At 45.5% G+C, this 11,954-nt stretch carries 12 protein-coding genes; 9 read left to right on the forward strand and 3 right to left on the reverse strand.

The genetic code is table 11. From position 1 onward, the window contains the following. Window positions 1-22 precede the first annotated feature (22 nt). A complete protein-coding gene (gene rsmD / locus FR741_RS00695; protein ID WP_012841297.1) occupies window positions 23-622 on the reverse strand; it encodes a 16S rRNA (guanine(966)-N(2))-methyltransferase RsmD in 600 nt (199 codons plus the stop codon). Window positions 623-852: 230 nt separating this feature from the next. Between rsmD and ftsY the strand changes: the two genes are divergently transcribed. The 6 genes from ftsY (at window position 853) to glpG (ending at window position 6,440) form a co-directional block, all read left to right on the forward strand. After that, a complete protein-coding gene (ftsY, locus tag FR741_RS00700) occupies window positions 853-2,094 on the forward strand; it encodes a signal recognition particle-docking protein FtsY (protein WP_167426142.1) in 1,242 nt (413 codons plus the stop codon). A gap of 22 nt (window positions 2,095-2,116) precedes the next feature. After that, a complete protein-coding gene (gene ftsE / locus FR741_RS00705) occupies window positions 2,117-2,791 on the forward strand; it encodes a cell division ATP-binding protein FtsE (protein WP_005393800.1) in 675 nt (224 codons plus the stop codon). After that, entirely contained in the window at window positions 2,781-3,749 is a 969-nt protein-coding gene (gene ftsX, locus FR741_RS00710) for a permease-like cell division protein FtsX (protein ID WP_005393793.1), read from the forward strand. Before ftsE ends, ftsX begins: the two co-directional genes overlap by 11 nt. A gap of 177 nt (window positions 3,750-3,926) precedes the next feature. Beyond that, complete coding sequence (gene rpoH, locus FR741_RS00715; protein WP_005378693.1) at window positions 3,927-4,784, forward strand: RNA polymerase sigma factor RpoH; 858 nt, start codon at window positions 3,927-3,929, stop codon at window positions 4,782-4,784. Window positions 4,785-5,277: 493 nt separating this feature from the next. Next, window positions 5,278-5,598, forward strand: coding sequence for a thiosulfate sulfurtransferase GlpE (gene glpE / locus FR741_RS00720; protein ID WP_167426143.1), 321 nt, complete (start codon window positions 5,278-5,280; stop codon window positions 5,596-5,598). Beyond that, window positions 5,598-6,440, forward strand: a complete 843-nt coding sequence (gene glpG / locus FR741_RS00725) for a rhomboid family intramembrane serine protease GlpG (protein ID WP_005393785.1) — start codon at window positions 5,598-5,600, stop codon at window positions 6,438-6,440. Before glpE ends, glpG begins: the two co-directional genes overlap by 1 nt. 58 nt (window positions 6,441-6,498) lie before the next feature. Here the strand turns inward: glpG and FR741_RS00730 are convergent, their stop codons facing one another. Next, window positions 6,499-6,909, reverse strand: coding sequence for a flagellar basal body-associated protein FliL (locus tag FR741_RS00730; RefSeq protein ID WP_046874381.1), 411 nt, complete (start codon window positions 6,907-6,909; stop codon window positions 6,499-6,501). Window positions 6,910-7,070: 161 nt separating this feature from the next. On the opposite strand from FR741_RS00730, the gene FR741_RS00735 reads away from it, so the two are divergent. Then, window positions 7,071-7,610: a chorismate lyase gene (locus FR741_RS00735; RefSeq protein WP_167426144.1), complete on the forward strand. Its 540-nt coding sequence runs from the start codon at window positions 7,071-7,073 to the stop codon at window positions 7,608-7,610. After that, window positions 7,611-8,465 carry a 4-hydroxybenzoate octaprenyltransferase gene (gene ubiA / locus FR741_RS00740; protein WP_005393780.1) on the forward strand — a complete coding sequence of 285 codons (855 nt, stop codon included), beginning with the start codon at window positions 7,611-7,613 and terminating at the stop codon, window positions 8,463-8,465. It begins immediately after the preceding gene. Window positions 8,466-8,532: 67 nt separating this feature from the next. Here ubiA and plsB read toward each other — a convergent pair whose 3' ends face one another. Continuing rightward, entirely contained in the window at window positions 8,533-10,959 is a 2,427-nt protein-coding gene (plsB, locus tag FR741_RS00745; RefSeq protein WP_167426145.1) for a glycerol-3-phosphate 1-O-acyltransferase PlsB, read from the reverse strand. 368 nt (window positions 10,960-11,327) lie between these two features. Here plsB and lexA point away from each other — a divergent pair, with 368 nt between their 5' ends. Then, the gene (lexA, locus tag FR741_RS00750; protein ID WP_005393778.1) at window positions 11,328-11,951 is read left to right on the forward strand and encodes a transcriptional repressor LexA; all 624 of its coding nucleotides are present in this window, start codon (window positions 11,328-11,330) and stop codon (window positions 11,949-11,951) included. The last annotated feature ends 3 nt before the right edge of the window (window positions 11,952-11,954 follow it).

The raw sequence follows: 11,954 nt of genomic DNA on the forward strand, positions 1-11,954 counted from the left end.
AGTGTCCTTTTAAATCGAGGCGTTATGCGGAGGTACGTTCATACAGACGGTAACTCACTTGGCCTGCTGTTTTTTCTCGATGTAACTGCCAGTTTTCTGGTAAGTCGGCAATATTGAGTTCTTTTTCTGTTTCAATATAAATCATCGCGTCTTCCGCGAGCCAGCCATTTTGTTCTAGCAGAGCCACGGTTTCATCCAATAGTCCCTTACGAAAAGGTGGGTCAATAAACACCACATGATGCGCAGTACCCGGCTGTTTTAAAAAGCTCAAGGCATCTGTATTCACTACTTGGATGTTGTTCGCGTTAAGAGACGCCACGTTCTTCTGTAATTGCTGAAAAGCTTGTGGATTCAGCTCGACCATGGTCACTTGCTCTGCTTGGCGCGAAGCTGACTCAAATCCCAAGCCGCCAGAGCCAGCAAACAAGTCGAGACATTTTGCTTGCGGCACATCTTGAGCCAGCCAGTTAAATAGCGTTTCTTTGACGCGATCGGTCGTTGGGCGTAAGCCTTCAGCATCGTGTACAGGAAGTTTTCTGCCTCTCCATAAGCCACTAATAATGCGAACAAAGCCCGTTGTTGGCTTTTTTTGTGATGAGTTTTGCTGGCGACGTCTTACCATAGATTTTTTGACCGCTAATAAAGTGATACTATATCTAATCGCCCAAGCCGTGAGCTTGGAGCTTGGATACAGCCCAGAATATTCAAGATGACAGAGTGTAACACTAATAAGATTAGAATTACCTAATCGGAAAGTTTTCACAACTTTGTCATTAGCCTTTTTTAGACAGATAATAATCTTGTCAAAAAAGAGTCATTAATAGATAAAAGAACAATCTAGGATAGCCCCAGATGACGGAAAAAAAGAAGCGCGGATTACTTTCGTGGCTAGGTTTTGGTGACGAAGAACAAAGCCCAAAACCAAAAACTGAAGAAACAGTAAAAGAAGAAGCAGTGGATGCGCCTTCTGAAGAGCAGCAAACCGACGCGGCTGCTGAGCAAGCGGAAGCAACGCCAGAACTTGAAGAAGAATCGAAAAAAGCGGAGGCTGCCCCAGCAGAAGCAGAAGCAGAAGCAGAAGCAGAAGCAGAAGCAGAAGCAGAAGCAGAAGCAGAAGCAGAAGAGCCTCAAGTGTCTGCTGCACCTCGCGTTCAAGAGCAAGAAAAGCCAACAGAGAGCTTTTTTGCTCGTCTTAAACGCAGCCTAAGCCGAACAAAAGCAAATATTGGTGCTGGCTTCTTCGGTCTGTTCAGCGGTAAGAAAATCGATGAAGACTTATTTGAAGAGCTAGAAGAGCAACTGCTTATTGCTGATGTGGGCATGAATACCACAACAAAAATCATCAACAACCTGACAGAAAAAGCCACACGTGGCGATCTAAAAGACGGTGAAGCCCTTTATGGTTTGTTGAAAGAAGAAATGGCTGAGATTCTTTCTAAAGTCGAGCAGCCACTAGAAATCGATAGCAACAAAACGCCTTACGTTATCTTAATGGTGGGTGTAAATGGCGTGGGTAAAACCACGACTATCGGTAAGCTTGCCAAGCAGTTCCAAACTCAAGGTAAAAAAGTGATGCTTGCAGCGGGCGATACTTTCCGTGCCGCAGCGGTTGAGCAGCTACAAGTATGGGGTGAGCGTAACAACGTTCCTGTGATTGCCCAGCATACTGGCGCAGACAGTGCTTCTGTTATTTATGATGCGATTGAAGCGGCAAAAGCACGTGGTGTGGATGTTGTGATTGCCGATACCGCGGGTCGTTTACAGAACAAAGCGAATCTAATGGAAGAGCTGCGTAAGATTGTACGTGTGATGAAGAAAATTGATGACTCTGCACCACACGAGATCATGCTGACGCTAGACGCAGGTACAGGGCAAAATGCCATCAGCCAAGCGAAACTTTTCAGTGATGTTGCCCCTCTAACCGGGATTACCTTGACTAAGCTGGATGGTACAGCGAAAGGCGGCGTAATTTTCGCTATTGCTGATCAGTTCGGTATTCCAATTCGTTACATTGGTGTGGGTGAAGGTATCGAAGATTTGCGTCCATTTGAAACTCAAGAGTTTATTGACGCACTGTTTAGTCGTGAAGAATAAAAAGAGTTAGAGGAAATCAACGGTGATCAAATTTCAGCAAGTGAGCAAAGCTTACCGAGGTGGTCGACAAGCACTGCAAAAAGTCGATTTTCACCTGAGGCGCGGTGAAATGGCGTTTTTAGGCGGGCATTCCGGGGCTGGTAAAAGTACCTTGCTGAAATTGATTTGTGCGATAGAGCGCCCGACCGATGGGAAAATCCATTTTAATGGCCACGACATCACGCGTATTCCAAGCAAAGACATCCCTTTTTTGCGCCGCAATATTGGGATTGTTTTTCAAGATCATCGTCTATTGATGGATCGCAGCGTATACGACAATGTCGCTCTGCCGATGCGCATCGAATCGATTTCTGAAAACGAAATCAAACGCCGCGTTTCTGCGGCGTTAGATAAAACGGGCTTGCTTGATAAGGCTCGTTGCTTGCCGAGCCAACTCTCTGGTGGTGAGCAACAACGCGTCGGTATTGCTCGTGCCGTAGTCAATCGACCAACGTTGCTGGTGGCTGATGAGCCGACAGGTAACCTCGATCCCGAACTATCCAATCGCGTATTGCGGTTGTTCGAAGAATTTAATCGTGCGGGAGTGACCATCTTACTCGCCACGCACGATGTGGGGTTAGTAAACACTCGCCCACAGTATCGTCATTTTGAATTAAACCAAGGCTTCCTAAGTGAGGTAGAAGACTATGGCAGGTAACAAGCACTCCCAAAAGAAGGGGAAAGGCCGCAGTGCCAAGCGTGCAAATACCGATGGTTTTTTCTCTGTCCACGCAAAACAAGCAAAATCCTCTTTTAGCGCCTTATGGCAACGACCTTTAGGTAATATCCTGACCCTAGCCGTGATTTCAATGGCACTTGCTATGCCAGCTTGTTTGTATCTACTGGGAAAAAACGTCGCGGGTGCCGCGGAAGATGTGGCATCTCCCTCGCAAGTTAGTGCTTACTTAGTAGAAGGCATGCCGGATGCACGTGTGATGGTTCTCAAAGATCAAATTGAAACTTGGCCTTTGGTAAAAGAGGTGGAATATATTTCACCGCAACAAGGTCTATCTGATTTAAGCCAATATGCAGGATTCGATCAGGCTATCAGTCTTTTAAGTGGCTATGCGCTACCCGGTGTGTTGGTAATTACGCCAGCCTCGGAGCTAAAAAGTGATATTCAGTCATTAGCCAAAGACGTTCGAGAGCAACAAGACGTGACCGACGTGAGACTTGATGAAGATTGGCTGGCGCGTCTTGATGCGATCAAAACTCTCGCGAGTATTATTGTCATTACTCTGACAGTGTTGATGCTCGGTGCGGTATTTTTAATCGTTGGCAACACGTTGCGATTTAATGTGCTGGCGAATAAAGAAGAGATTCAAACCATGAAACTGATCGGTGCGACGGACAGTTTTATTCTGCGCCCTTATTTGTACACGGGGATGTGGTTTGGCGTATTAGGTGCCACCATCGCGTGGTTGGTAACGGCTTTAGTGACCATTGTTATGAATAGTGCGGTGGAAGATCTTGCTGCATTGTACGACAGCCAGTTTCGCCTGATTGGTCTAAGCTGGGATGAATCTTTGTTATTAATCATCATTGGTAGTCTTTTGGGATGCATTGCGGCGCGCTTTTCTGCGCAACGACATTTAAAAGAAATTGAACCAGTTTAAGTGATGAAGGTCTTACTACTTGGATTTTATTAGCACTAGCTAATCTGGATCCCTTGTTTAGACCGAATGTTTATGGATAATTGCTTCCCCTTCTTGAAACTTGTTCATTTTGAGTTCAAGATATCGAAGCTAAATTTGCAATGTAATGCTCCAGATCAGAGATTGATGAGGAATTGAATGACAAAAGAAGCGTATCCGATGGCTCTAGTCACGCAAGATAGCCTTGATAGCTATATTCGCTCAGTAAACAGCTACCCAATGCTGACTGCAGACGAAGAGCGTGAGCTGGCAGAACGATTACACTACAAAGGTGAGATTGAGGCTGCAAAAGGTCTAATTCTTTCGCACCTACGATTCGTTGTTCATGTTGCTCGTGGTTACTCTGGCTACGGTTTGCCAATGGCGGACCTTGTGCAAGAGGGTAACATCGGTCTAATGAAAGCCGTTAAGCGTTTTAACCCAGAGGTAGGGGTTCGCTTGGTGTCTTTTGCTGTCCACTGGATCAAAGCAGAGATCCACGAATACGTGCTACGTAACTGGCGTATCGTGAAAATTGCGACCACTAAAGCGCAACGTAAGTTGTTCTTCAACTTGCGTAAGTCGAAAAAGCGCTTGGGTTGGTTTAACAACGGTGAAGTCGAAACCGTTGCGCGTGAGTTAGGTGTTGAGCCTTCTGAAGTTCGCGAGATGGAATCACGCTTAGCGGCGGTGGATTCAACCTTTGATATGCCAACTGACGAAGACGACAGCTCAAACGCTTACACAGCGCCAATGCTGTACCTAGAAGACAAATCGTCTGATGTGGCTGACAACATCGAAGCTGCAAACTGGGAAATGCATACCAACAATCGTCTGGGTCATGCGTTAGCGAGTTTGGATGAGCGTAGTCAGCGCATCGTGCGTTCTCGTTGGTTAGATGATGAGAAAGCAACATTGCAAGACTTAGCTGATGAGTTCGGTGTTTCTGCCGAGCGTATTCGCCAGCTAGAAAAAAACGCAATGAAGAAACTAAAATTGGCCGTGGGTGAATTTTAATTTCCACTGCTAATTGAAAGTAAGATTTTCATAGAAAGCCGAGATCATGTGATCTCGGCTTTTTTATTGTCGATCGAAAATCGATAGCGTTTGCGATCCGGATTTTATGTGCTACCTGTGTATAACTCTGTGAAGTAATTATTTATCAACTGTTCGAAACCCGGACAAAATAAGGGATTCAAGCACTTTTCCATCTGGGGATAGTTATAGATATACACACAGTTAGATCAGGATCATCACTACATATTGTGGATCAAAAGATCCAAATACACTTTATCAACGCAATTCACAGCTTTATCCACAAATGGTTGGAATGTGTACACTTTTGAAAACCCTGATTATCCATGTGTCTAAGTTTGCCGTTGGATAGGTTACAATAGCGGCAGTATACCCAAGCGGCTTCAAATATAGATTTTATGCTGTACCACGGGTGCTGATTAGCACGTTAGGTTCGAGGTTGCTTGGGTATATTAATAAGAGAATGAGAAAGTAAATGGATCAGTTTAAGCATATCGATGTACAAGATGCGCAAGCGCTGCTCGAGCAGGGTGATGCGAAGCTTGTAGATATCCGTGACCCTCAATCGTTTGCCGTTGCGCATGCGGAGTCCGCGTATCACTTAACCAACGATACGATCGTTGCGTTTATGGATGAGGTGGAGTTCGAACAACCCATTCTGGTGATGTGTTACCACGGCATTAGTAGCCAAGGTGCCGCACAATATTTAGTTAACCAAGGCTTTGAACAGGTGTACAGTGTGGATGGTGGCTTTGAAGCCTGGCACCGAGCAGAACTACCGATAGTGAGAAGTTAATGAAAAGATTGGTAACGTTAAATAATCCACGTATGGCGCAAGCCTTTATTGATTATATGGCCTCTCGCCAAATTGACATCGAAATGATGCCAGAAGGAGACGGGCAATTTGCGCTGTGGCTGACTGATAGCCAGCATGAAATAGAAGCGGAAGCCGAACTTAAGCAGTTCCTTGCTAACCCGTCTGATTCAAAATACAGCGCCGCCTCGTGGGACGTTGCCGATACTCGCAAGAGCACCTTTCATTATTCTAGCCCGAGTATCATGAGCATGGTCAAAGCAAAAGCCGGCCCAATGACTTTGCTGATCATGACGGTGTGTACCATCATCTACTTGTTACAAATGTTTGGCTTTGGCAATGGCGTGTTTAAGTTGTTGCACTTCCCGGCTTTTGAGGGGCAACAATGGCAAGTGTGGCGATGGCTGAGTCATGCGTTACTGCACTTTTCAGTGACTCACATCGTGTTCAACTTACTATGGTGGTGGCAGTTGGGGGGCGACATCGAACGTCGTCTCGGTTCCGGTAAGCTATTGCAACTCTTTGTAGTATCAGCAGCGCTTTCTGGGGCTGGCCAATTCTATGTTGAAGGGGCAAACTTCGGTGGCTTGTCTGGCGTGGTCTATGCACTGCTTGGCTATTTGTGGATATTGGGTTACCGCTTGCCACATTTAGGCCTTACGCTACCCAAGCCAATCATCGTTTTTATGTTGGTATGGTTAGTTCTTGGTTTTGTGCAGCCGTTCATGGCGATTGCAAACACCGCTCACTTAGTGGGTTTACTGTCGGGGATGGCGATTGCGCTGTTTGATTCAGGCAAGATGAAATACCAACAGCAAGCCTAAAGCTGAAATGAAAAGACCGCTCAAGAGCGGTCTTTTTTATGTTCAAAACGATTTGGGTTTATTGGTAAAGGTATTTTGTAAACAACAAATCGGCAATGATGGTTTTACCTGTTTCGGGCAAAAGTGTTTCGTTGAGGGTCGTCACTAAGGTTTTGCGCAGATCTTCTCGGCCAGAAAGGGACTTAATAGTATCTTCTGTTTGCTTACCCAGTAATTCAATTACTGCATCGCGAATCAAAGGTTGGTGATGCTCAACAATCGATAAATCTTGTTGGCTCATTACCATGATGTCGATGCGCACTTGCACATAACCTAACTTTTTGCCTTTGGTGTAAAAGTTAGTAGTGAGATCAGGCTCAAGGGTAAAGTATGCCAACTTAGGTCCAGCTTCTTCCGTTTCAGCCCAACTTGGTGCGGCGAACAGTATGGTTAACGCAAAAATAATTTGGGCTATATAACGTTTGTACATATTTCTAACTTTTCTTTCTCTGGATCGCGATATTCGAATCGCTTCAGTCTTGATACAATGGGCCGTCTATAACAAATAACGGAACTTACGGTTACATACATTACTATGGACGGTAAGTTGTTGCTTTATTGTACGCATAAAGCCTCCAATTGAATACTAGTATGAATCAGCCAACATCACTCTATCTTGCTTCTTTATTGGAAGTAGAGTGGCAAAACCCCGAAGAATTCGAATTTCCAAATGAATTTGCCAAGCACTGGCTTGAAGAGCAAGGGTCTTTGTCACGTCGTTTAAAGCAACACTGCCAAGCATTAACGGTAGAATTGCTACAAAATCAGATCGTCACTGCGGCGACGTTAAAACAGGACGAAAGCCAGTTATTGTCCGAACAAGATTGCTTACTGCGAGAGGTAATTTTGTGTGGTGACAATGATAACTGGGTTATCGGACGGACATTAATTCCTCGCTCAACCTTAGTTGATCAGCAGTATGATTTGGCTCAACAAGGGGATATCCCATTAGGACTAACAGTGTTCAGCGCAGACAACGTTGAGCGAGACTCTTTGCAAATGGGATGGGTAGTCGTACCAGAAGGACGTTTGTTAGCGCGACGCTCAAGGTTGTGGATGAATCACAAACCGATGCTGGTCGCCGAGTTATTCTTATCTAATTCACCAGTTTACGCTAAGGAGACAGTGTAAATGTCCGCAGAAAAAGCCAAAGCATATTGGCAACTGATGCGCATGGATCGCCCGATTGGTTCACTGTTACTTATGTGGCCAACGATTTGGGCGCTAATTATCTCAGCCCAAGGGATGCCGAGTTGGGATGTATTTATCGTGTTTGTATTGGGTGTATTCCTAATGCGTAGCGCGGGGTGCGTGATTAATGATTTTGCTGACCGCAAAGTCGACGGCCATGTAAAACGTACCAAACAACGCCCACTGCCATCAGGGAAAGTGACAGCAAAAGAAGCGATTGGATTATTTTTGGTTTTGGGTATCAGCTCATTCTTGTTAGTGCTGACCATGAACCCGTTGACGATTCAGCTATCCTTCGCTGGCATCGTGTTGGCGTTCATTTATCCATTTATGAAGCGTTACACTCATATTCCACAGCTCTTTTTAGGCTTGGCGTTTAGCTGGGCAATTCCAATGGCGTGGGCTGCACAAACCGGGGAGCTACCACTGATAGTTTGGTTTGTGTTTCTGATTAACGCTTTATGGACCATTGCTTATGATACTCAATATGCGATGGTCGATCGCGATGATGATTTAAAGATTGGCATTAAATCGACGGCAATTTTGTTTGGTCGTCATGACAAACTTATTATTGGTGTGTTGCAACTGATTACGCTCGCGATGTTGGTTTGGTTAGGGCAGTTCTACCAATTGGGACAAAGTTACTACTGGACCCTTTTGATTGCAGCGTCGTTGTTTGTTTATCAGCAGCACTTAATTCGTCACCGTGAGCGGGAGTTGTGCTTTAAGGCTTTCCTCAACAACAACTATGTTGGCATGGTGATAGCGATAGGGTTATTGGTCGCATTTTGGTAAGCGAAGAAATAGCAAAAAGGCATCCGATTGGATGCCTTTTTTCTTATTTTGGAAGAAGGTAAAACGGTTACGACTGAAGTTGATGAATACTCTCTTCGATCGTCAGTTTCACTTCTGGATAAAGCAGAGTGAATAGTAATCGTGCAAATTGCTGCGTTTTCTTCGTGTCACAGTTACCATCGTTATCGAGGTATTTTTGCTGTTTGAGCGTATTGAACATAGCGGTAAACACACCTTTATCGAAGAATTCTGGCGCATTAATACCGTGTAAGCGTCCTAAACGTTGAGCAATATCTTGGCTCTTCTGTTCTAGGTCCGATTTACCGAGCTCTGGGTAAGCAACAAGCAAGTTCATCGCGATAGAGTAGCGCTGCAGTGTTTCCGTGATTGTACGACCTAGCAGAACCAAAGGCTGGTTGTTCGACTGATTGATCTCCAGCTTATCACCATCGAGGCTAATCATTTTCTGATCGGCAAACTCATGCAGTGTTTTAACGACCAATTCATCCAACTCGTCTTCTTGATAGCTTAAGAACAACTCTTTCTTCAAGAATGGGTAGATTTGCGCGACATTCGCTTGAATCTTTTCTACCGAAAGGTTGCGCTGACGAATGATCATCTGAGCAATTAATGATGGCAGAGCAAACAAGTGGATGATGTTGTTGCGGTAGTAGGTCATCAGGATCGATTGGCTACGATCCAGCGAAATGATGTCACCCATGCTATCGGTTTCAATCACGAACTTATCAAGCGAAATTGCATGATCGACCAACTCCTCAGCACTTTCGGTAGGGATAGTGGAGGTGCTTGAGTACGGATTATTTTTGAGTAGCTTTAAGTAACACTCAATCTGATTGATCAGCGAGTCACGAGAAAGTGCACGTTGACGAGAAGCAAGCAGTGCGGTTGCACACAAGGTCAACGCGTTTGCCGCCGCCGCATCATTGATGTGCGTCATCATTTTATTAGCAAGGTCGTTCACCACAGGATTCATCCATTGTGGTTTGTTACCACCCATGCTGTCGATGTCTTTCGTCCATTCAGGAGCGTGCTCGTTCAAGTATTGGTTGAGCTGAATTGGCTCACCGAAGTTCACATAGCCCAAACCAAAGTTACGCAGTTTACGCAGAGTACGCAGTACAAGCCCTGCGTTTTCTTTCTCTTTGCGTTTGCCACGCAGCTCTTTCGCGTAAGTGCCTACTTCCATTACGTGCTCGTAGCCGATGTAGACCGGCACTAGCGTTACTGGGCGGTTTAGACCACGTAGCATTGCTTGGATGGTCATAGCCAGCATACCCGTTTTCGCTTGCAGTAAGCGACCTGTACGTGAACGACCACCCTCACTGAAGTACTCGACTGAATAGCCTTTGGCAAACAGCTCAGCTAGATACTCGCGGAAAATGGTTGAGTACAGTTTGTTACCTTTAAAGCTACGACGAATAAAGAACGCCCCACCGCGACGGAAAAGAGGACCGGCCGGGAAGAAGTTCAGGTTAATGCCTGCCGCAATGTGCGGAGGCACCATGCCTTCATGGTATAGAACGTAAGACAACAGTAGGTAGTCCATGTGACTACGGTGACACGGAACGTACACAATTTCGTGGCCGTCTTGCGCTAAACGACGCACAGTCGAGGCGTTATTGATGTGCAACCCTTGGTATAGCTTTGTCCATAGCCAACTCAGGATGCGGTCGCCGTTTTTCACTAGACCGTAGGAGAAGTCGGCGGCGATTTCATCCATGATGTCGTGGGCTTCTTTACGTGCCTTATCAATCGAGATATTTTTGCTCTTGGCTTCGTCAGCGATCGCCAGTTCAATTGCTGGGGATTTTAATAAACGAGCAAACAACACTTGGCGTTGTGGCAGGTTTGGGCCTGAAGCAGCCAGTTTCTGGCGTGAGAAGTGGATACGCGCCACGCGAGCCAATTTGTGCGCAATTGCGCTGTCGGTACCGTGAGAGTTTGCCATATAACGCAGAGATACCACGGGACTAAAGCGAACTAAGCAGTCGCGTCCTGCCGCCATTACCGCTTTGGCTTTTTGCGGACCATTCATCGGTTGAAGGTAAGGCTTTTGGTTCTCTTCTTTACCTGGCTTACGACCCCAAAGCACGGTTGCAGGGATCATTTGAACATCCAACTCACTGTCCAGTTTATGTAGTTCCAGTAAGTCAGTGAACAGAGAGACAGAATCGGTTGGGACATCATTATCGTTGTTCATCACAGTTGGACGCGCAGCGATAAAGACGAAACGGTTCAGCGTTTTGCCATTGATTTCCAGCGGGCTGAGCGGGTCGGGTAGACCAAGGCTCATGGCTTGTTTTTGCAGTGTCAGCAAATCCACGTTCGAGCGGAACGGTAGGGCATATACAATCGGCTTAGCGAGGTCGATATTCAGATCTTCAATCGGGTTCGACGGGATTGTGGTGCCCTTTACCAGTACCGATAAAGGTAGTTTTAGTAATGAACGTGAAAATGATTGTCCAGAAGACATAAAGTTCACAGCCTCAATAGGTATTCAAACAGGCCTAACCTTATTTCAGTGTCCGCTTTGCATGTCTTCTATAGAAAAAGAAATGAGTACGGCAAAAGAAATAAGCCTAGGCGATAAAATTTAAGCGCAGCAAGGATACCAGAAACTGGTCAAACCTTTTAATTTTATTGGCTGTAAATTAGTCGAACTCCTAAGTTGTTGCTTTACTTTGATTAACTGAAAAGGCGGTGTTTTAAACGCATGAATAATGAACTTAGTCAGCAAACGAAGTGCACTCCACAAATAAATTAAAAAACAACCAATTGGGTTTTCATTTGAGCATTTACTGGATATACTCACAGTTAACTGTATAAAAAGACAGGTGAGACATGAAGCCGTTAACGCCACGCCAACAACAAGTCTTCGATTTGATCAAAAGTAAAATCGATGACACCGGAATGCCACCAACTCGTGCAGAGATTGCGCGTGAGCTTGGCTTCCGCTCTGCGAATGCCGCAGAGGAACACCTAAAAGCGCTTGCTCGTAAGCAAGCAATTGAAATTATCCCAGGTGCATCGCGTGGGATTCGTATCCTACTTGATGACTCTGCCGCTAATGACGAACAGGGCTTGCCTTTGATTGGTCAAGTTGCTGCGGGTGAGCCCATATTGGCTCAGGAACACGTAGAAGCGCATTACCAAGTCGATCCTGCGATGTTCAAACCGCAAGCGGATTTCTTACTTCGTGTAAATGGCGAAAGTATGAAAGACATCGGGATTATGGATGGCGATTTGCTCGCGGTGCATAAGACCCAAGACGTGAGAGACGGTCAAGTGGTCGTTGCGCGTGTTGATGATGATGTGACTGTGAAGCGTTTGGAGCGCAAAGGTTCAACCATATTACTGCATGCTGAGAATGAAGAGTTTGCCCCAATTCAAGTGGACTTAACGTCTCAGCACCTTACGATTGAAGGCTTAGCCGTTGGTATTATTCGTAATACCGATTGGATGTAAGTG

It is taken from the genome of Vibrio diabolicus, from assembly GCF_011801455.1.
In the GTDB taxonomy this organism is placed as follows: Bacteria; Pseudomonadota; Gammaproteobacteria; order Enterobacterales; family Vibrionaceae; genus Vibrio; species Vibrio diabolicus.